Origin of the sequence: Paenisporosarcina sp. FSL H8-0542 (assembly GCF_038632915.1) — a bacterium.
Classification (GTDB): domain Bacteria; phylum Bacillota; class Bacilli; order Bacillales_A; family Planococcaceae; genus Paenisporosarcina.
The window spans coordinates 2741739-2763685 of sequence record NZ_CP152050.1 but is presented as its reverse complement, the minus strand read 5'-3'; the positions used below and the strand labels follow the sequence as shown (position 1 = coordinate 2763685).

19 protein-coding genes and 2 pseudogenes are annotated in these 21947 nt (G+C 36.2%); 11 read left to right on the top strand and 10 right to left on the bottom strand.

Annotated elements, in window-relative coordinates; all coding sequences use genetic code 11:
* Nucleotides 1-16 precede the first annotated feature (16 nt).
* Complete coding sequence (locus MHH33_RS14065) at nucleotides 17-202, bottom strand: hypothetical protein (RefSeq protein WP_016428144.1); 186 nt, start codon at nucleotides 200-202, stop codon at nucleotides 17-19.
* Between the two features lie 516 nt (nucleotides 203-718).
* Here MHH33_RS14065 and MHH33_RS14060 point away from each other — a divergent pair.
* From MHH33_RS14060 to MHH33_RS14050, 3 genes are all read left to right on the top strand, one after another.
* Nucleotides 719-1270 (top strand): hypothetical protein, encoded by a 552-nt coding sequence (locus tag MHH33_RS14060; RefSeq protein ID WP_016428143.1) that lies wholly within the window; start codon nucleotides 719-721, stop codon nucleotides 1268-1270.
* A 303-nt stretch (nucleotides 1271-1573) separates the two neighbouring features.
* On the top strand, nucleotides 1574-2038 hold the full coding sequence (locus MHH33_RS14055) for a DUF3291 domain-containing protein (protein WP_016428142.1): 465 nt from the start codon (nucleotides 1574-1576) through the stop codon (nucleotides 2036-2038).
* Nucleotides 2039-2319: 281 nt separating this feature from the next.
* Entirely contained in the window at nucleotides 2320-2745 is a 426-nt protein-coding gene (locus tag MHH33_RS14050) for an ester cyclase (protein WP_016428141.1), read from the top strand.
* Nucleotides 2746-3076: 331 nt separating this feature from the next.
* Here the strand turns inward: MHH33_RS14050 and pstA are convergent, their stop codons facing one another.
* From pstA to MHH33_RS14015, 7 genes and pseudogenes are all read right to left on the bottom strand, one after another.
* Nucleotides 3077-3976 carry a phosphate ABC transporter permease PstA gene (pstA, locus tag MHH33_RS14045; protein WP_016428140.1) on the bottom strand — a complete coding sequence of 300 codons (900 nt, stop codon included), beginning with the start codon at nucleotides 3974-3976 and terminating at the stop codon, nucleotides 3077-3079.
* A gap of 2 nt (nucleotides 3977-3978) precedes the next feature.
* Nucleotides 3979-4851, bottom strand: a complete 873-nt coding sequence (gene pstC / locus MHH33_RS14040; RefSeq protein ID WP_231391117.1) for a phosphate ABC transporter permease subunit PstC — start codon at nucleotides 4849-4851, stop codon at nucleotides 3979-3981.
* A gap of 134 nt (nucleotides 4852-4985) precedes the next feature.
* The gene (locus tag MHH33_RS14035; RefSeq protein WP_016428138.1) at nucleotides 4986-5846 is read right to left on the bottom strand and encodes a phosphate ABC transporter substrate-binding protein; all 861 of its coding nucleotides are present in this window, start codon (nucleotides 5844-5846) and stop codon (nucleotides 4986-4988) included.
* Nucleotides 5843-7633, bottom strand: coding sequence for a stalk domain-containing protein (locus MHH33_RS14030; protein ID WP_016428137.1), 1791 nt, complete (start codon nucleotides 7631-7633; stop codon nucleotides 5843-5845). Before MHH33_RS14030 ends, MHH33_RS14035 begins: the two co-directional genes overlap by 4 nt.
* Nucleotides 7634-8015: 382 nt before the next feature.
* Nucleotides 8016-8723, bottom strand: a pseudogene (locus MHH33_RS14025) (endonuclease); the annotation flags it as partial.
* Nucleotides 8724-9419: 696 nt separating this feature from the next.
* Nucleotides 9420-9764 (bottom strand): annotated as a pseudogene (locus MHH33_RS14020) (DUF6359 domain-containing protein); the annotation flags it as partial.
* A 101-nt stretch (nucleotides 9765-9865) separates the two neighbouring features.
* Nucleotides 9866-14182, bottom strand: a complete 4317-nt coding sequence (locus MHH33_RS14015) for a 5'-nucleotidase C-terminal domain-containing protein (protein ID WP_342542082.1) — start codon at nucleotides 14180-14182, stop codon at nucleotides 9866-9868.
* 359 nt (nucleotides 14183-14541) lie between these two features.
* Here MHH33_RS14015 and MHH33_RS14010 point away from each other — a divergent pair, with 359 nt between their 5' ends.
* Nucleotides 14542-14838, top strand: a complete 297-nt coding sequence (locus MHH33_RS14010; RefSeq protein WP_016428134.1) for a hypothetical protein — start codon at nucleotides 14542-14544, stop codon at nucleotides 14836-14838.
* 347 nt (nucleotides 14839-15185) lie between these two features.
* A complete protein-coding gene (locus MHH33_RS14005) occupies nucleotides 15186-15344 on the top strand; it encodes a hypothetical protein (RefSeq protein ID WP_016428133.1) in 159 nt (52 codons plus the stop codon).
* A 38-nt stretch (nucleotides 15345-15382) separates the two neighbouring features.
* On the opposite strand, the gene MHH33_RS14000 is transcribed toward MHH33_RS14005, so the two are convergent.
* A complete protein-coding gene (locus tag MHH33_RS14000; protein WP_016428132.1) occupies nucleotides 15383-15793 on the bottom strand; it encodes a hypothetical protein in 411 nt (136 codons plus the stop codon).
* Nucleotides 15794-16261: 468 nt separating this feature from the next.
* On the opposite strand from MHH33_RS14000, the gene pcp reads away from it, so the two are divergent.
* From pcp to MHH33_RS13970, 6 genes are all read left to right on the top strand, one after another.
* Entirely contained in the window at nucleotides 16262-16897 is a 636-nt protein-coding gene (gene pcp, locus MHH33_RS13995) for a pyroglutamyl-peptidase I (RefSeq protein ID WP_342542081.1), read from the top strand.
* Between the two features lie 601 nt (nucleotides 16898-17498).
* On the top strand, nucleotides 17499-18242 hold the full coding sequence (locus MHH33_RS13990) for an ABC transporter ATP-binding protein (RefSeq protein WP_342542080.1): 744 nt from the start codon (nucleotides 17499-17501) through the stop codon (nucleotides 18240-18242).
* Nucleotides 18243-19134: 892 nt separating this feature from the next.
* The gene (locus tag MHH33_RS13985; protein ID WP_342542079.1) at nucleotides 19135-19620 is read left to right on the top strand and encodes a hypothetical protein; all 486 of its coding nucleotides are present in this window, start codon (nucleotides 19135-19137) and stop codon (nucleotides 19618-19620) included.
* Nucleotide 19621: 1 nt separating this feature from the next.
* Nucleotides 19622-19936 carry a hypothetical protein gene (locus MHH33_RS13980; RefSeq protein ID WP_342542078.1) on the top strand — a complete coding sequence of 105 codons (315 nt, stop codon included), beginning with the start codon at nucleotides 19622-19624 and terminating at the stop codon, nucleotides 19934-19936.
* 3 nt (nucleotides 19937-19939) lie between these two features.
* Nucleotides 19940-20455 carry a hypothetical protein gene (locus MHH33_RS13975; RefSeq protein WP_342542077.1) on the top strand — a complete coding sequence of 172 codons (516 nt, stop codon included), beginning with the start codon at nucleotides 19940-19942 and terminating at the stop codon, nucleotides 20453-20455.
* 1 nt (nucleotide 20456) lies between these two features.
* Entirely contained in the window at nucleotides 20457-20717 is a 261-nt protein-coding gene (locus MHH33_RS13970) for a hypothetical protein (RefSeq protein ID WP_016428126.1), read from the top strand.
* A 341-nt stretch (nucleotides 20718-21058) separates the two neighbouring features.
* On the opposite strand, the gene MHH33_RS13965 is transcribed toward MHH33_RS13970, so the two are convergent.
* A complete protein-coding gene (locus tag MHH33_RS13965) occupies nucleotides 21059-21913 on the bottom strand; it encodes a dimethylarginine dimethylaminohydrolase family protein (protein WP_342542076.1) in 855 nt (284 codons plus the stop codon).
* Nucleotides 21914-21947 lie beyond the last annotated feature (34 nt).

The window sequence follows — 21947 nt, the reverse complement described above, 5'->3', positions numbered from 1 at the left end:
GATGCATTTTCGTGGTTCATTCAAACTTGTATTTTTCTTTAATCAAATCTTTTATTAATTCTTTATTACGAGTTTTAAAGACCTCATTGTGAGATGAAATCATCCCCAGACTAGCAGCATCCGGTTGGATGTATTGCTTAACTTTGTTAATGGTGTTGGCTGCGTCTTGAAATGTACCTGCAATCAAATTAAATGCAGTCATGTTTCAATAAATCGCCTACTGCAACGACTCCTGGAATCGATGCTTCACTGGTGATGCAGCTTGCTATAAAGCAGCCATCAGCCAATTCCGACTGGACGGGACTACTTTTTCCAAAGATTAATGAAGACTCCTAAATTTAATATGTGATAAATTGCTTTTTTCATATTCAACTAACGGGCGCTTTAGTTGAATAACCGACAGCCTTACAAGGCGGTTTTTTCTTATGGCCTAGATTTAATCGTGTAACTATACTTAGGTGTCGTATAGGTTACTGAACTTAGATTATTGAACGAGTTCTTGAACATTAATAAAAGAATTAACCTCACAAAACACTGTAAATATAGGGTGTTCATTAACTCCTGATTTACTGAACAAAACCCTTCGGTTCAGTGATTGAATCGGTCTTTATAAGATCTTTGAAAACGTTACTAAATGGCGAATTATTTGGTAATTCATTTACAAGGGAGTTTATCTGTGGTAATATAACTAAATATTCCCAAGATTAAAGGAGATTGAATGATGAAAAAACTATTATTGCTTATTGCTTCACTTTCTTTAGTGCTTGCAGCTTGTACTGAAGACAAAGAAGACAAAGAAGAGAAAAAAGTTACAACGACTGTAGGAACTAAATCTGAAGAAACTGCATCTGAAGAAAAAGCGAACCCTGCTGGAGATATGATGAAGTTTTACTTATCAATCTCTCAATCTATTAATGCTGTAGATGCAGATCTAAATGCTTTTGAAAATGTAGATGTAGAAGCACCTCCAGAAGCTGCTGAGCTAAAAAAAATGCGGGATGCTGCAAAAACAGCTGCTGCAAATACTGCGGTTAAAGTAGAAGAATTAGAAGTTCCTGCTGAATTAAAAGATCACCAAGAAACAATTGACTCAGCATTAAACAAAATGCAAGAAGCTTATACAATGAAAGCAGACGCATTAGCTGCAGAAGGTGACGTTGTATTAGATGAGGCAAATGCTAAATTTGAAGAGGCTGAAGCTGAATTAAATGAGGTACTTAAAGAAGTTGGCTTAGCAGAATCAAGCATTGCCAGCGAAGTAGCACAATAAGAAAAAATCGTCCGATAGAACGGACGATTTTTTTATTTAACATTATGTCAGTTGGTATATATACAAATGTGAAGCCAGCTGCCTTTAAAGGGCAGCTTTTCTTATGGAGTAATGAAATCGAATACTTCCCAATCCGGGTGTTATGTCTACTAGGAGTGCATGCAGCACACTCGTTCAGCGATAGAATAGATATGTTACAGATCGTATTTCTTCTTCAACTAACGAGGCAGGTTAGCTGAAGAAGGAATTTTCACATTTTTACTTGAATATATCTAGGAAAAGACTATAGATGGAGGGCTGTTTATGGCATTAGTTTCAATCTATACTGTTGGTAGGCTAAACCACCACAATGACCACCCTGCCTCTCGTGAATTTTTTCAAGTGGGAAATGAAGTATATCGTCAGGCAACTAAGTCAGGACTTATTGAGGCGTTTTCACCTGAAGGAGTCCCTTTCCCTGAAGAAACCGTAAAGGGAATTGGTTCTCCTATTCTTACACTAACAGTATGGAGAAGCCTTCAATCCTTATATCGCTTTACCTATTCAGGACAGCATATGCAAGCATTACGAGATAGAAGCAGATGGATCGAGCCGTATCCAAAGAAACACCTTTCTTATGTAGTTTGGTGGACAGAAAAGGTTAATGATGTCTCATGGGAGGAGGCATTCAAGAGATACAACTATTATATTCAGCATGGTCCCACTCCTTTTGCATTTGATTTTAAGCATGCATTTGATGAAAAAGGGGAGATGTTCTTGATTAAGTAGCAGGGGGGACCCTTTATTAATTGGGAAATTATCCATTTAAATTAATGGTGAAGTTAAGGAGTAATACACCTTCCTGTGACATTTTTCTCGCCATTTTTATTTATTCTGGAGGGAATTGTGAAGTATTACACTTAAACTATCGGGTGCGTTAGTAGAAGATCAATGAGCTGCATAGACGGCTCTTTTTTCTTGTTAAACTAACGCACTCGCTAGTTTAATAGTTAGAATAAAATCACCTATGATATTATTAGTTTTGAATTTATTAACAAGGGGGTTTTTAAATGACACCAGAACAAATTGTTAGAGAATTTTTTGAAGAAGTACGTTCAGGTAATAATCCTGATTACTCAAATCAATTAATGGCAGAACAAGTATTGGCACATCAAATTGTATCTGAAGTAGAACAAACAGTTTTGAGGACACCTAAAGATTATGCTGAACACGTAAGAGAAATGATTGAAGCATATGGTAATTTTTCTTTAGAAATTCAAGAATTTTTAGTACAAGGAAATAAAGTATATGTACGTTGGAAACAAGTAGGTAAACACGTAGGAGAAATCGATGGTTTTCCCCCAACGGGTCTGCCAGTAATTGAAATTGCGAGTGCTGTATATAAAATAGAAAATGAAAAAATTGCAGAGTATTGGATTCAGATTGATAGGTCAGGTATTCAAAAACAATTAGAAAGTAATAAAAATATTAAGTAGTTTATTTTCCGAACTATTTTTTTAAAAAAAGTGCTACACAAGATTTGTTAATAAACTCTTGTTAAACTAACGCAGCAGGTTAGCGTAAGAAGGATGTTAGGAAGAATTAGAGAAACTTAAATTTTTAAGATTAGTCTTGATAAGATGTTTGCGGTAACATTTGCAGCATTAATCGTGTCATTTCTGTCATTTACCCCGAAACAAATAACCCATCCTTTAGTTAGACGCAAAAGATGGGTTACTTCTTCATAAGTGAAGTTGTCATCCATAGTAAGAAGAACCAGCTGCCTTAAGAGGGAGCTTTTTTTATGGAGTAATGAGGTGTTACTGCCTATTTCATACGACTTCTCATTTTGTAATCTCTCAACCAGAGTGGAAATCTCATCGTTAAACTAATTATTAAGACGATTAACACTAGAACCGCTGCAGACATGTCTGCAATATCTGCAGCATCTTCTACAATCGCGCTTGATTGAAGATACCAAAGATGGACAGGTAAGGTCCCACCTTGCGAAAGCAAGTTAAAGTCCCACATATTCCCCGATGTCCCCGTTCCACCAACAAGTAAAATAACAGCAGATTCACCGAAAGCACGGCAGGTGGCCAAGCTTAATCCAGTTAATATCCCACCCATGGCCACAGGAACGACTACATTGACAATCGACTTTGATTTGGTTGATCCTAACGCATAGGATGCTTCTCTTAACTCGGCTGGAACAGCTTGAAGCGACACCTCTGTTACTCGTGTAATAACAGGTAAATTAAGCAACGATAAGGCAACACCAGCTCCTAAAATGGTTAAACCTATATTAAAGATATCTACAAATACAACATAGCCAAATAATCCAAATACAATCGAAGGTACGGTTGCTAAACTCTCAACACATGTTCGTATAAATTCAGTTAATCGATTATTTGGCGCGTACTCTGATAGATAAATCCCTGAACCAACACCAATTGGAATCGAAATGACCAATGAAATAAATAAGACGTAAAAGGAGTTAATCAGAAACGGCCCAACACCTCCTCCAGCTAAAATTTCATCTGGTAATCCAAAGAAAAAGTGAGGAGTCAATTTTGGTAAACCCTTTGAAAGAATAAATAGAAGTAACGCAGCGATGAGAAAAAGAACGATCACTGTTAATATCCATAAGCTAATTGTCAGTATACGATCAACAAGGTATCTTGATTTTTTATTTTTTATCAGTTCGTTTGAAATACCACTTCTCATACTTATACCCCTTTTGGACGAAGTTTGCGGATTAGGACAATCATAAGTGACGAGATAATTAATAAAATGAAAGCCATCATGTACAAGGCATTACTCCATGTTGATTCAAATTCAACATCAATGATTTGGTTAACGATATTACTGGTAAGTACAGCGGTTGGTGTGACCAAATCAGTTGGTAGTTGTGCTGTATTCCCTATCACCATAACAACAGCCATCGTTTCACCAATGGCCCGAGCCATCCCTAAAATGATTGCAGTAAATATCCCCGATTTTGCTGCTGGCAAAACAATCCCAAACACTGTTTGAAATCTTGTGCTCCCCATAGCATAACTCGCTTCTCTTAGCTCCCGAGGAACAGCAGTGATCGCATCATCACTAATTCTTGAAATCGTAGGTAATACCATAATCGTCAAAACAATCGCTGCAGCTAACAAACCATCTCCTAACAGACTTCCAGTCACTTGTCTTAAAAACGGCAAAAGAATGGTCAAACCTAAGTAGCCATAGACAATAGACGGAATCCCCACGAGTAAATCCAAAACAGGCCGAATTATACGTTTTAGTGATTCTGGTGCGATTTCAACCGTGAATATTGCTAGTCCTATGGAAATCGGTGCAGCAAACAACAGGGTTAATGCGGTCAAAGAAAGTGTACCTATGATAAAGACGGCAGCACCATACTTTTCTTCATAAGGCTCCCAAGTCGTAGAAAAGAGAAATTCAGTCAGAGAAACATCATTAAAGACTAAAAATCCTGTCCGCCCGATAAAAAGAACAAGAGCGAAAAGAACAAGTCCCATGAAAAGTGCGCTAGTAAAACAGAAGACTTGAAATAATCGATTATTAAAGTAGTTAAGTTTCATTTTCTTCATTTGATTTTTTGCAAATGAAACATTTACAGTGGGTAGTGGATGTGCGATCTTTGCCATAAAAATCCTCCAAACTAATTTAAAGCCAGCTCTGATTAGAGCTGGCTTTCTATGTTTATGGTAAACATAGATTTAACTTAATTCATTGCACTAATAGGAATAAACTTTAGTTTCTTTAAAGAACCATTTTGGAATTTACTGCTTTGAATGAACTTAATAAATGCAGCTTCAGCACCTTTAGGAGTGCCTTTTGTCAATAAGTATCCATAACCCCAAATTTTATAGTTACCATTCACAACGTTTGTCGTAGTTGCAGATACACCGTTGAAGCTAAGAGCCTTAATATCACCTTTTACATAAGCTAAATCTGTATAACCGATAGCATTTGGATTTGCTCCGACATTTTTAACCATATCTCCATTACTGCTAACTTCTTTATAATTTTCACCTTTTGACATAAAATCATTTCCAGCTAAAGCCTTCATTTGATAGTTAACACGTGTACCAGAACCATGTTTACGATTTACTACAACGATTTCTGAATCGTCTCCACCAACTTGCTTCCAGTTTTTAATTTTCCCTGAAAAAATATCTTGAAGCTGTTTTGTTGATAAATTTTTTACCGGATTTGATTTGTGAGTGATTGTTGCAAATGGAATAACTGCAATTTTGTGAGCTTTTAAACTATCAAATGCGCTGAATCCAGGAACAGCTTTGGTTGCATCCCAGTCAGCTGCGCCTATTGTTGCTGAACCTTTCATAACAGATTGAGGACCAGCAATTGAAGAAGAACCTGATACCGAAATAGAAACTTTAGGATTAGCTTTTTTAAATTCTTTTGCAGCTTGTTGTGTTAAAGGTAATAAAGCAGAAGAACCTGCAACGACGATTTTCCCACTTGTTGCTGCCTGAGCTGTTGTTGTTATTCCACCAAAAGTTAAACCCACTGATGCGACAACCACTAGTGCCGCTGCTGTAAATCGTTTCAAGATATTCATTTGTTATTCGCTCCTTTATTTTTCGTTAATGCTTCAAATTGACCGTTTTTCCATACAACCACAATTTCGCCGTCTTCACCCGGTGTAGTCGCAACAAGTGACTTACCGTCAGGAGAAGTTGTGAATGATGTTAATTGAAGGTTAGTTTGAGCTAATTTTCTTAACCCTTTTGTATCTGTATTTACTTCGTAAAGTGTGCTCATGCTGTTTTCTTCAGCAACTAGAATCACTAGTTTTCCTTGTGGTGTTACCAGAGATGAAATAATGTCTTTGTTCTTAACAAGTACAGTCGTTTCATCCACTCCATATAAAATCTTTAACTCTGGAAGCTCTTCACTATCTGTCTTAGCACTTAAATACACGATGCCCGCATTTTTTAGGAACATAGAGAAAACTTTATTATCATTCGTCGTGGTCAATTGATCTGCTTTCACTTCTTTGCTCTCAAGGTCTATAGAGTAAATCTGAGGCTCAGTGCCAGTTAAATCGATAGAGTCCACATCTGTTTTGTCATCATCTGTATATTTTGTCGTTCCTTCTTTACCCACTACATACAGAACTTTTTTTCCATCAAAAGATAAATGTAAATCCGACTTGTAGGTCAGCTTATCTTCAAAAACTTTTGTAACCTTACCATCAGTAATTGTCATATATGAAATTTTTTCGTTTTTATCTCCTTGAAGGAAGTAAACCTTTGTTCCATCAGATGACCAAACAAATTCAACTTTAAGTGAGTCATCTTCTGCATTTACAACAGTATCCATTTTCGTTTCAAAGTCGACTAAATGCATAAATCCTGTTTCGTCCGAATAAACAGCTTTTTTGCCATTGGGTGAAACAATTAAATCTGTTGCATTAATTGTCCAGCTTGCTTTTTTAGTTTGGGTGTCTAATAGCACTGAACGATCATTATTAGTAACTAACAGTGTTTTTTCATTAATGAATTGTGGCGCAAACGTATCTCCACTTACTAAACCAGAAGTTGCAACAAATAAACTGCTATTTAACTTTTGAACATCACCTCCAAATGCAGTAACAATATCGTTCAGATCAGCGTAAACAATGCCTTTCACGTGGACAGGACTTGCTACTAACTTCATGGATGTTCCATTATTTTGTAATACCTTGCTTAATAATTTAAATTTCAAAGTTTTACCTTGCTTAGAAAGAGTGATTTCATTATTCTTTCCGATTGTTGTGGTTGCAGAAAATAATTTTGAGATATCTTGAACAGAATAAAGCTGTTTGCCGTTTACAGTGAACGTATTCACTTGTTTTCCGGTACCGTCTACCATTAATTTGGAAGATCCAAGTTTAAAACTACCATTTACAGAGATTAATAGGTTTTTATCTGTTAATATATCTCCACCTAATGCTTTAACGAGGGGTGTTGCTTGGACAAATAATGTTTTTTGTTCTAGCTTTGCTGGAATCCCTAACTTACTTTTTTTACCATTCACTACATAAACATTGGAGTTTTGAGTTAACTGGATTGTTTTTTTGTTTTTCCCGATTCCTTTTGTAATCGTATATGTTTTTGTTTTTTGATTGTAAGTGATGGAAGCAGACATCATTTTAGCCAATTCTTGTACGGAGTGAAGCTTAATCTTGTTGATCTCAATAAATGAAACTGATTTTTCCATACCCTCAACTAAGACCATTTCTTTTTTTACAGTCATATTTTGTTGCACGACTGCAGCATGTGCTTCATTAATTGCTACGGGAGCAAATAAACTACCCGATAAAACAGCGGATACAATAAATAAACTAGTTACTTGGCGCTTCATTCTTTCTTCCTCCTCTTTTATAGTTCAAATAAAATAAATAAAAACCAGTAAATACCTCTCCTCCCAGTCTAATTACTCACTACTAAAGTCATTGTAGACTGGTTATATTAAGCTGGTGTGATTTTTTGTGTGAAAATTGTAAAAATATCATACGGATTTTATTAAGAATTACAGTAGCAATAGATTGTAAAAAGAATTGTTCCAATATAAAAACGGAACAATCCTTGGGAAAATTTAATATGTGAAATGAGTTTCTTCTATGTAAATAGGCAGCATGTCCAATACGACAGAGAGGGAGGGAGGGAGGGAGGGGGTAAGAATTTTGAGTCTTACATTGCAAAAAAAGCCCCTTCATCATGATGATGAAGGGGAGGAGGCTTGTTTATGATGCTTCTTCCAATTCGTTTGGATTAGCTGCATTCCAAATTGATTCTACCCATTGTGGGTTATCGATGAAAGGATTGCGGTTTCCTTGGATGCTGTAAATGACATTGTTGCGGTTCGCTTCGAATGCATCAACAGGATCCTGGTTGTGCCATTGTAGCAATATGGACAGTTTACCATGGTATGGTGCTGAACCATTGTTTAAATTGTTGTTCAGTTCTAAATCCACTTTATCTCCTTTTTCATAGCGTGTTGCCATGTAGAAGAGCATGCGAGCAACGTCGCCTTTGACGCTATCAGGTGGCTCGAATGAACTGCCTGTTTTTAAACAACCATTACAGCCACTTACTGGACTTCCGCCGTTATCGAAGTCAAGGTTTCCTCGGGAGCTGTTAACTTGAACGTTGGTTGGTCGCAAGTGATGGATATCAGTACCTGGGCCGTTGCTTGTGCCGAAGTTGCCATGTGATTTTGCCCAAACGTGTTCCCGGTTCCAGTTAGTTGTGTTCCCGCCGTTATTGCTTTTCGGGCTTGATACTTTTGAGTAGAACAAGATGACGTTGTTCGGGTTGTTCGGATCCTCGTCTGTTTCGCGGAGAGCTGCCCAAACCGCGTCATATGATAGGACTTTGTGATTTTTTATGATATCGTGTAAAGCTGTTTTTAGCGTTTGACCTTGTTTACCTTCTGCATCTTTGTAATAATCACCAGCGGTAGGTGGGATTTCAGTATCTGATACAGTTACTGAGAAGCTTCCTGTTACTTCGAATTCGCCATCAGTTGCTGTAACTCCGACAATATACGAGCCTTCAGCTAGTGATAATGTCAATACGCAATCTGTAATTGTACCAAGTGTAGACGTGTAGGTTAACTCATCGTTATCCACATCTGTGAAATGTTCAGCTAGGTTTATGGTGATGGTTTCACCTGTTTTCACTGATTTGTTCGTGAATGTATTTGCCAGGATTGGTGAATGGTTTGCATTCGGATCTGCAGGGTAGTCAATTACCTCGCCTTTTACGTTCGTATATGCGATTGTTTCAGGATTAGCACCGTTAATGAAAGTTAGGGCTTGAATGTTTTCAGCGCCACGGATTTCCTTGACGTTCGGTCCATCCACCACAACTTTGGAAGCAATATTACCTTTGAAATCAAAAATTGCTTCTGCAGATACTGGATTAAGTGTCAGTTTGTTCGACGAGAATCCTTGTCCATGAAATTCACCATATGCTCCTATTACAAAGAGGCCTTCTGTGATTTTCGAAGAACTGTCCATCGTAACGGAAATACTTGGGTCATCGATAGTGATTTTATTCGTTTGTATATTTGTGAAATTGAATGTTTTTTCTGGTGTAATCGGTGTTACCTCAATTGGTTCTTCAATGGTTGAAAATGCAATAGCTGAAGGGTTTTTCAAACCAGGCTTTGTAAAGTACGCTGTCAGGTCACCTGAAATGTCAACTTGTTTTCCGATAAGTGAAGGGTTTGAGTTTAATCCCCAATCACTTCGGAAACTAGAAGTTACAGCTACGAAAAGCATGTTATTTACATTTGTCTCGTCTGCACGATCTGCAATAGCGAAGTTGAAATCGTCAGGCAGATTAGTTTTGGAGACATTTGTGGCACTGTTAATATGTCCGATAATATAGCCGCGAACGGTTGCTTTACCGCTGTTGTTGGCAATGGCATCTGACACTGTCTTAACTTCTTCGGCTTTTGCCACTTGTAATGTGTAAGGTATGACCATACTGAGTAATAAGATGAAAACCAGTCCAAGGAGACTAGTCTTTTTACGTTTTAAGTAAGTCATTAAGTACGCTCCAGTCTATTTGAATTTTTTCTGGGTGCTTAGAAAATGATGTCGCCATCCACTTGAATGCCATCAAGGCTAACATTGTTTAAATCTAGTCCAGAAAGGTCCATATTGCCTTCAACTTGAATGTTCAAGAATGACAAGTTAGTTGAAGAAGTTCCTTTGAGCACCAGGTCGCCTGTAATTGTTGCATGTTGAAGTAATTGAGCGTTTTCCATGGTTACAATAACATCGCCAATAAATGTTTTTGGTGTCTCAGCAGATCCAGAAAATTCTTCCGGAGTAACTTCAAATGGTCCAGTCGGTTCAACAGGAGCTTTAGCATCGTCCAAAATACGTTCTTCAATTTGTGGATTTACAGTACCTAATTTTTGAACATAGTCTCGTAAATTTTCCCAATCTGATAAACCTAAATCTGTAACACGACCTTGGTCGTAAGCATTTTTGAAAATTGTAAAGCCGTCTCCACCTTTTGCAGTGAATGCGTTCGTCGCAATTACATAATCAGATGTTAAATTGATATCCGAGAAAGAGCCATCTGTGTTTTTGACTTTCATCGAAGTAACACGATTTCCAGCTGCTAGGCGGCTGTCGTAAGTAAATTTCATACCAGAAATATGCAAGAATCCACCGTTTTCGCCTGGTGCTAGACTGACGCTTTGTTCAAGTGCCATTTTGATTTCCGCACCTGACAGTGTCATGGTTGCAAGCGTATTACCGAATGGAAGGGTAGTCAACACTTCGCCAACTGTGATTGGTCCTGCGTCTATTGGATTTCGAATTCCTCCGCCGTTTTGCATTGCAATCACAACTTTGGAGTTATATTCTTTCGCTTTATCAAGCATGCCGTCAGTGATTAGATTTCCAAGTTTTGTTTCATTTGCCCGGACACTCTCCATACTAGTAGGTCCAAGGCGTGGGTTCGCTAGTTCTTCAAGTGCAGTAGCGCCTGTCGGTTCATTTTTAATTGTGGCAACTTCATCAGCGTAAGGTTGAAGCAATTCTTTTGCTTGCGCATCTTCCGCTTTGCCAGCAGTTGCGATCAATTGTCCATTGTGCGCAGTAATGATACCTGATTTATCAAAAGTCACATCCAGCGTGCCTAAGAAGTCACCATATTGGTAGGCTTGTACGATGATTGTTAAGTCCTTTGCCACACCATTTTCGTCTACTGCCACTTCGACAGGAGCTTTTAATTGTGTATGACTATGGCCACCGACTATTACATCAATGCCATCTACATGCTTCGCTAATAATTGATCGTTATCGAAGGCAGGATTATCATCAAAACCTAAGTGGGTAATTGCCACGATTTTGTTTACGCCTTGGCTTTCCAGTTCTTCTACTGCTTCATTTGCAGAAGTGATGTAATTTTTGAACGTCACATCATTGGCACTTGAAATTTGAACTGTTTCTTCCGTTGTCAAACCAAAGAATCCAACTCGCTGACCATTAATATTCTTAATAATCGTGTTGTACATTTTACCGCCGACCGGATCAATACCAGTCGAATCGTTGAACAAATCTTTTAAGTTTGCATCTGCCGAAAAGTCCACGTTACTTGAGACAATCGGGAATTCTGCGTCTTTAATAAAATTAGCCAGTGCTTGATGGCCATCAGGTGATGAGCCAAGATCGAATTCGTGATTTCCAAGAGTCATGAAATCATATTGGGCCAAATTCATAAAAGCAAGGTCCGCTTGTCCCTGGAACTTGTTGAAATATAATGTTCCAGAGAAGACATCCCCAGCGTCAAGTAACAATGCATCAGGTTTTGCTGCACGAACTTCTTTAATGGCGGTTAAGCGTTTTGCAGCATTGTCTAAACGAGCGTGAGTATCATTGGTGTGCATCAATGACAACGTAAAAGGACCTGGAATAACTACTGATGCTGTGTTTACGATACGACCTTCAATTTGAGGGTCGACTGTGCCTAAGTTTTTAACGTAGTCACGAAGGTTCTCCCAGTCAGCAGCGCCAAGGTCGGTTACGCGGCCTGCTTCATATGCATTCTTGAAAACTGTGTAGCCGTCTCCGCCTTTAGCTGTAAATGCGTTTGTCGCGATTACATAGTTGCTTGCTGGAACAATATCTGAGAATGAACCGTCAGTATTTTCAACTTTCATTGAAGTAACACGGCTACCGACTGCAAGTGTGCTGTCGTAAGTAAATTTCATACCAGAAATATGCAAGAATCCACCGCTTTCTTTCGGTGATTGGCTAACACTGTGCTCTAAAGCTGTTTTGATTTCAGTACCAGAAAGGTTCATTGTTGCCAATGTGTTACCGAATGGCAAAGTTGTTAATACTTCACCGACTGTAATTGGACCAGAGTTGATAGGAGCGCGAATACCGCCACCATTTTGCATTGATATGACCACGTTTGGATTGAATTGTTTTGCTTTCCAAAGCATACCGTCTGCAATCAAGTTACCTAATTTAGTTTCGTTTGAACGAACACTTGGACCGGTATCACTTGATCGTGGGTTGTCTAAAGCTGAAACAGCTGTAGCTCCAGTTTCTTCGAGTTTAATTGTTGCGATTTGATCAGCATAAGGTTGCAGCAAAGCTTTCGCTTCAGCATCTTCAGTTTTTGAAGAGATCGTGATTAATCCACCTGTTTTACCTGTTACAATTCCGTTTTTGTCAAACGTTACATCCAGTGTTCCAAGGAATTCACTGTATTGGTAGGCTTGTACGATAATTGTCGGGCTCTTCGCTACACCATATTCATCCAAGTTTACTTGAACTGGTGCATCCAATTTTGTATGGCTGTGACCGCCTACGATTACGTCAATTCCATCAACATATTTCGCAAGAAGTAGATCATTGTCGAATGCAGGATTGTCATCATAGCCAAGGTGAGTGATTGCGATGATTTTGTTTACACCTTGACGTGTCAACTCATCTACAGCTGAGTTTGCAGATGTAATGTAATTTTTAAATTTCACATCTTTTGCACTTGAAATTTCAGCCGTTTCTTCTGTTGTTAATCCGAAGAATCCAATACGTTCTCCATTTACATTTTTAATAACTGTGTTATACATTTTGCCGCCTGTAGGATTAATTCCAACGCCGCTATTTTTTAAATCTTTTAAGTTAGCATCTGCTGAGAAATCAACGTTACTGCTGACAATTGGGAATTCAGCATCTTTGATGAAATCAGCAAGCGCTTTGTGACCTTCTGGAGTAGAACCAAGATCGAACTCATGGTTACCTAATGTCATCATGTCGTATTTAGCTAAATTCATGAAATCTAAGTCTGCTTTTCCCTGGAACTTATTGAAATATAAAGTTCCCGAGAAAACATCCCCAGCATCAAGTAATAGAGCGTTTGGCTTCGCAGCGCGCACTTCTTTTATTGCCGTGATGCGTTTTGCCACATTATCCAAATTTGCATGTGTATCGTTTGTATGCATTAGTGATAGTGTGAAAGGATTTGGATTACCGGGTGTTATTGGTGGTGTAACCACTACTGGTGCCGCAACAGTAACTGTTAACACTAAGTTAGTTGCTTTGTTTCCAGCTTTATCTTCCGCACTATATGTTATCGTGTACGTACCTGAGTTAGCTGTGTTAATCGTGCTGATTTCAGCACCTTCACTGTTACGAATTGTTGTTTTAACGGGAACGCTAGCATCTTTGTTATCAGTAGCTGTAACAACTGGAACAGCAAATTGGCCATTGTGTGCAACATTTATAGAAGTAGCTCCTGTGTAAGTGAAAGTAGGTGCTACTTTGTCAGTTGTTTGGTTCATGTCTTTACCACGATATAGGAACATAGCCATTTCGCCACGAGTCACCGCTAAGTTTGAACCAAATGTAGTGTCTGTTTTCCCTTCAGTCAAACCAGCTTTTAATAGTGCGTTTACATATGAATCCCAGCGATTATTTACATCTGTAAATGTGTTGTTAACCCCCGTGCCATCTAACTTGTATGCAATTGCTAAAACTTTAGCCATTTCGCCACGAGTGATTTTAGCATCTGGATCGAAAGATGTTTTCGTTTTTCCATTAATTATTCCAGCTGCAAATAGAGCGTTAACTGAACCTTCAACTCGTACATTTAAATCTGTGAAAGTAGATTTTGGTGCGGTGGCCACATTAAGACCGATTGCTTTAGCAATCATGATTGCCGCATCTCCACGTTTTAATGAATCGTTTGTTCCAAATGTTGATTCGCTATACCCTTGTGAGATACTTTCGGTTGTTACGTAATTGACTGCTGCTTTAAGTGTACTTGGTACGTCACTGTATGCTGCAGAAGCGGCAATCGGAAGTGTAGATGCGACTAAAGCTGCTGTGGCTGCTGTAGCAACGAACTTTTGATACCTTTTAACATGAATAGACATTCGTCAATCCCCCGTTTGGTTATTTTTGTTTAGAAATATATGAATATTCCATCACATTATCATTTTAACACTACTATTATCATAATAGCTAACTAAAGATACAAGACTATTAACCTATTAAAAGGGTAATTCATTCGAAAGTTTACAAAATTTACTTCTTAACAATGTTGAAACAACTAAGTTTCACGTGCAATTAAGACTACTTTTTGAAATTTGAGTAAATATGTAATTTTTTCGTAAAGCTAATAGAATCGGTTTTCTCTATGAATAAGTTAAAAAATCAGGAAATTCCGCATTGAATGTTTGAAATTATCTATTAAACTGTTGTAGGAAAAATTTATTTTAAGGGGAGTTCGTGAATGACAGACTCTATCACAGAATTTAGTATTAACAGAGATGAGTTTATATGGAAAATGGAAAGAGGACTATTCTTTCAAAATGATGCCTCTGCAATCGTATTATGGGACTTAGAAATTGAAATCTTATTGCAAACTTTGGATAAACACTTGGATATCGAAAAGAGCAATACAATATTGAAGGACTTTGGATTTCGCATGGGAGCAATAGCAAGTAAGTACTATTCTGAACGGATGGATCTTGAAAATATTTTAATTCAATTCAGTGATATTATCGCAATGCCGGTTGGGGAAATGTGAAAAATCACTAAGTTTTCCAAAGAAGATAGAAAGGTGATTATTGAACTTCACAATAGCTGGGAACATAGGGTTTTCAAATCAATTAATAAAGATCAAGAATGTATTATAATGCTGAGTTATTGGACAGGATTCATGAGTGAATTGTTGAAAGAAAATATGAGCTATTCATTGACAAACAAAAATCAAAATTGCATGGATTATTGTGAAATTAAACCGTTTGTAAACGAATAGTACTTTCGATGTAATCTAACTCTTCATACATAAATATTTAAATTTCATGTTATAAGTTTGATTATTAGGGGAAAATCAACTATGACGGAAATTTTATAATGGAGAGGTGAAAAAAAGTGAAAGACAATGAAAAACAATCTGCAAAAGAATTTGCAAATCAATCAGCTACTGAACAAACACAAAAAGAAGACCAGCTAAGTAAAGAAGAAAAAGAAAAACTTCAAGTGAAAGATGGTCAGAATAACCATCACTTGGATGAGCGTGGAGGGTACTAATCAAAAAACCGTGATCCCATAAGGATCACGGTTTTTGTTTATTCATTTGGCAATCTTTTTGCATTTTCTTGTTTCGCTGGTGAGTCATTGTTATCTTCAGGCAGTGATTCTTTTGATTTTGGTGCAGCTTTATGCTGAGATTTTGGGAAAGCTTGTTTTGCTTCTTTCTTAGTGTCCTTGCTTAGTACACTTTCGATATAATATTGAACACTGGTCATGGCGCCTTCTTCCACCATACGATTGTCATCCGGATCGTTAGGATCTGAGAAACCTGATTTTGTCATTTGGCATTGTTTTACATTTTTTGAATCCATGAATGAGGACACTTTTGTCATCGTATTATTCATCATGATTTTGGCTTTTTCACGATTTTCTGCTTTCTGTAGAAACATATAAGCCGTAGCTGCAAGACCTCCAATTAATAATGAACGTGTATTTCCTCTAGACATCGTCATCCCTCCAATTGTTGTTAAAAATCAGTTATCTTATATGATACCCACTTTCACAAACAATCACACATTTTCTTTCATAATTCCAATTTGCTTTCCTAAAATAATTCTGATGGATACTATTTAATCGTAAGGATGAAAGGTATATACGATGGTATTTAGGAGATTTCGTGTTGTACATCTTTTTGAATTGAATAACTTTAATTCAACTCAAAATCAAAATTGTACTTCTAATAATTATGCGTAAAAATATCTTTCGAATTTATATGAACATTACAGAGTGATACTTATTACTCAGATTTGTTAATTGAATTTCATTTTATACGAAGAAATACCAATGGAGTGGTCTATCTATTTGGACTGAAATCGATAAAATTCCAAATAATATTATCCATAAATTGTTTGCTTTTCGAAATAAAAGAAGCTATACGGTACAATAAAATTACGGGAAAAGGAGGTTACTAGCTTATGAAGAAAACTTTGTTACTGACAGGTTTTGAACCCTTTTTAAAGTTCACGGTAAATCCAACTATGAAAATAGTGGAGGAATTAAACGGACAAACGATTGGAGATTATCAAATTATAGGGAAAACGATGACGGTTGATTTTAAGTCATCAGGGGACCAATTAGTCGCATTGATAGAAGAGTTACAGCCGGATGCAGTCATTTCATTGGGATTGGCAGGAGGTCGCTCAAAAATAACACCAGAACGCATCGCGATCAATGTGAAAGATGGTGCTGCAGATAACGAAGGACATACACCTGTGGACGAACTTATTCATCCTGAAGGTCCAGCAGCCTACTTTTCTACGTTACCGATTCGAGGGATGGTAGAAAAATTAAACGAATCCGGATTTCCTGCATCCATTTCAAATACTGCGGGTACATATTTGTGCAATAACGTGATGTACGAAGGACTACATACAATTCATACAACCAACTTAAATATCCCATCCGGATTTATTCATATACCAGCTTCCCATGAATTAGCCATCCAACATGGAAACATCCCAAGCTGGTCGCACAAAGATTTGAAAAAGGCGATATCGATTTGCATTACAGTGCTATCCGAGAAATCTATTAAATCAAAACAAACACCATAGCGAAAAGCTACGGTGTTTGTTTTGTAATTGGATATGTAAACATTAATGTGTTGTAATCCTACATTTATGCTAAGCCGCATGTTCCGCGTGAGCCCACAAGTATGAAGACCACATACTTGTGGGTCTCATTCTTCACGCACTTGCGGCATGCAAGGCGTAATACACTCTCACGTTTTATATTCAATAATCTAAGCATGCATATCATAGCCACTTGTGAAAAGTAATCGTAATACCTACTATTTCTAATAACTAAATTTAGAGTAAAAAATGGGAAATTTATTTATAAAATTATGGAAAATAATGCTTTTTCGGAAAAAGTTTCTCAACTTAAATAAGTAGCCTTTTTTTTCTATAATAGTAAAATAAGTATATAGATTACAAAACGAGTAGCCATCAAGAATTTTTCCTATTTGTCATTTTACATTTCTCAGTTAAATAAACAAAAAGCATTTTTTAAAGTTTTTTATAATAAATTTTAAATATTCTGAAATAAATCATTGACTAATTTTTCCTTTATGCTACATTAAAAATACCATTTTTTAACTTAAAATTTACTCATTACCAATAAATGGATTTTAATATGCCTTGCGGGGGGTAAAAAATGCTATCTATTCAAAAAATTCACCATTCTTATGATAAAGAACAGCCAATTTTTAATGATATCAATTTGGAAATTAAGAGAGGAGAATTTGTAGCAATTGCTGGACCCAATGGATCAGGAAAAACCACTTTAATTAAACTGGTATGCAATTTACTGAAGCTACAAAAGGGTTCCATCACTTTCAATGGAACATCTCATACTTCTTTGTCTGTACAGAGTAAAATTGTCTATTTACCTAGTGACGATTATATTCCTGAATTTTTAACAGGTCGAGAGTATATTATGTTAATGTCCAAGTTATATAAAAAGAACATAGACGAACAAAATTTACAAGTAATTTCATCTCACTTAAGCATGAATAAGAAACTTTCGGAGATGGTGGAATCCTATTCCCATGGAATGAAAAAAAAGCTTCAATTAATAAATGCTCTTTTATTAAATCCTCCATTAATGATTATAGATGAAACCTTAAATGGCATTGATGTTGAGGCGAAAGAAATTATAAAAATATTACTCAATGAGTATACGAAAAATGGTGGCACCATTATAATTTGTTCACATGATTTAGAGTTGATGCAGGAGATAAGTAATAGGGTGATTCTTTTTTATAAAGGGGAAGTATATCTGGACGATCTCGTAAGCAATCTTACACGATCACTCTCAGATTCATTTAAAGAGTTGATGAATTTAGAGGAGGTGAAAAATGAGATCCGCACAAGTTTTCAATTTAGTACATCTGATTAGCTTATATTTCACCAGAAAGGTTTTTAACATCGGTCCTCTAAAAAGCAAAGCATTTAGAGTTATCTTTCTATTAGTCCTAGTAATGATGCTCGGTATTTTCACTTTTATGTTGTATTCATTCTTTAATCTAATTGGGAATGAAAACCTTGAAGTTCCACTTATCTTAAGAGTTTATAGTATGACAATCATGTTTTGGTCTTTAATTATTTTTATGTTTGTCAAAATACTTTTTATGAAGTCCAACAGTTTTCTTAAGATGACAACCACTCTTCCTGTAACGATGAATGAAAGAAATAGCGCACTTTTAATTTTTGAAACGGTGATATCTATTATTTTAATCTCATTGTTGTCAAGTGCTGTTGTCCTTTCACTGATCCTTACATATGGAACTCAATTCATTTTGTTATTAATTAGTACAGTCTTCTTCTCTAGTATTATTACGTATTTAATCTTACAACTTATTAATAAAGTCATCGTCTTTATTCTCAATTTTTTCAACCTGAATCCTTTAAAAGACATCGTGACAATCTTTATTTTTAGCCTAGTGTTCTTCTTTTTATACCAAGATGCTAATTCTGTGGCAGAGTCAGTTGTATATGCATATCTCGACGAAAAGGATGTTGGATTTAATATTTTAATATCATGGTCGATTTTCTTTGAACGATTCGACTTTTGGATTATTTTGGTCACTTTTATTATATCGTTTTTACTTTTGAGTTTCTTGAATATCAAAATACCTGATAAAGCGTACATGTCTACGCAAAATTATTTGAAAATTGAATTATTTAAACGATTTAATAACCTATTGGTCTCCTATGTGTATAGTATTCTCAGGAAGAAAGATACCTTTAATTACATAGGTGTTTCGTATATCATCTTCCTCTATTTATTTATGGATAATAAAAGTGAATACTCATTATATGCACTTCTACCTTTGGCGTTTAATGGAATTTATCATTATGTAAATACCAATTCTATTAGAAAATTATGGTGGAAAACGAATTATACGGTTTGGAAAGACTACGTATTCCTTATTAGTAGTCAGATTTTATATATACTGTTCATTTCATTACCATTGGTGATAATTGTATTAATTTTTAATACAAGCCTAACAACAAACTTTATGGCTTTAGCATCTGTAACTGTTGCTGTTTTTTTATTTACACTGGTGGGTATCCTTTTTCCACCATACGATGATAATCCATTCTCTGTTATTATCAGTTTCGTAATTATTTTCACGATAATAATTGTTTTGGCGATAGGGATAGCAATTCTTCAATTGTCTACTACCCAAAATTTTATATTTGTCGGTTTTATCTTTTTTGTAATTATATATTTCAGTATATTTGGCTTGAAAAAAATAAGGGAGGAAGTATAAAATGAAAAAAGTCTTTATAGGATTCAATGCGTTTTTGGGGGCCTTTGTCACAACTTTAGTAATTCTAGTTCTTTCATTTCTTTACATGTTGTTCAGTGATGGCGGCAAATTAGGAAAGAGAACAGTTTACTTTGACACTCTTTTCTTCGATTCAGCCGATAAGGCTGATGGTTCCGTTTCTTTACACTTTGGAGTTGAAAATTATCTTCCAGCAATCCTTACAGTGATTATACTTACTATATTTTATATGATTGTTTTCTTTACTTATAAACTTTTACGACAAAAACAAATCCAACTTAAAAATAGCCATAATTAGGCCATGAAACAAGTCACAAAAACAGTAGAAGACATAAATCTTATGAATTTTTCATGGTTATTCCTTAAAATCAATAAGCCACTGGTGATAATGATCATGGTAAGCATCTTATTACCAATGCCACTGTTTTTGAAACTAGAAGTTGCTTTTTTAACAGTCCAACAATTCACCTTGATTAGTTCGTTGCTTATTTCATTCATGCTGCATGAATACTTTCATATCTTATCATTTAAGATTTTGAAAAAAAAAGGTGCTGTGCGAATTGAGAGTACATTTTTGCGAATTTCGATTATCCCTCTTTTTCACCTAAGTAACTATCAGATAGTGATGATGGCTATGATGGGACCATTGATTTGTTTCACTATAGGGTTGATTCTTTTCATGACAGCTAGTTCTCAGTTAATGATGTATGTCTCTTATATTTTTCTTCTACACATAATCTTTCTCTTGCCTCCCTTTGGAGACGGGATGATGATTATTAAAGCATATCTCAGTTCTCAATTGAAAGGAGGTGAATAAATTGACAATGTCCATAAATAACAGTTTAATCGGTATTTTGGTTTTTCTACAAACCATGAAGGTGAAAGCTATTAACTCTTTTCAAAAGCAAATGGTTAAAAGTGATGCTTGGTTTTTAATCTTTGCAGCAGTATTATTAGGTTTGGCATTTACTATTTTTGCAGGTCTAATGATTTGGTGTGTTGTGTATCAAGGCAAAAAATTCACAGGCAACTGGAAATGGTCCCAGTGGGGAGTCAGCGTTTGGGCTGAATGTGCATAAGAATTCTTTAGTCTGAGCCCTAGAGAAGTAGTTACAAAAATCATGTATTTATGATCACTTCATTCCATAATCCTAGGGTGAATGATTAACGGTGTATTAGATTTGAAAGATTGATTAGTAATTTAATATCTTCTGCTGGCACAGAAGATATTAAATGACACTATAGAACTCATACTGTTTAACCGTTTCAATGATAACCACCATATAAACATGTGATAAATGAAAGTGTTTCTTTAGGGTATTATATTGTATTAAACAAAAAGAATCCATTTTGAAGCAAGACTGATCAAAATGGATTCTTTTTATTGTGATTTAGTATGCAATTTTATAAAACTGCCACTTTATCCTCGTGCAATTGGCATAGTACAACATCTGAAAGATCCCCCAGATTTGATGATTTCTGAAAAGTCCACTTCAATCACTTTATAGCCTTGCCTCCGCATTTTGTTGTTTACTTGGGCGTTGATAGGCAAACTGAAAACTCTTTTATGTCCAATGGATAACACATTCGTACCCATCGTAAATTGTTCTTCCTTACTTACTTCAATTAAGTGATAGCGGTTTGTTAAAAATGATACAGTTTCCGCGTCTAGTGCTTGTGGGAATATTAATGCATCGGTGGGGGAAAGTATATTGAATACACAATCCAAGTGTAAATATTTAGGGTCAAATGGAATCGCAACTATTTCATAATTCGGCAAATCGGAGCGAAGCTGTTCAATTGCTGAATTACATGTACGATGACTAAGCCCTATATAGATTGTCCTATCGTCAATAATGACATCTCCACCTTCAATATGGTTTTGAGATAATTTTTGGAAAGGTACATGATGTGTGTTTAACCACTTCTCTAGAACGGTTTCTTCTCCTTGTCGGATACTGCTTGCCATTTCAGATACAAAGGTCTGATTGCCAAGAGTGAATCCTATATCCCGTGTAAAAACTTGTTCAGGATAAGAGGCATTAGCAGGCAGTGTAATGACGTCGACGCCTTCTGCACGCATTTTCTCAACAAAATCATGATGTTGATTCAAAGCACGTTCAATATTGATGTTTTCATCTTTATATTTTTTTTGAACATCGTTGATAATTTCATCAATCGACATAAATTGGGGTTCACAAACAATAACTTTTCGCAAAGTGTCATATTCACTTTGGCAACTCGTTTGAATAGAATCGGTACTTTCAATGCTCATCTTTCATCCTCCATGAAATTGTAATGGTTTCTTC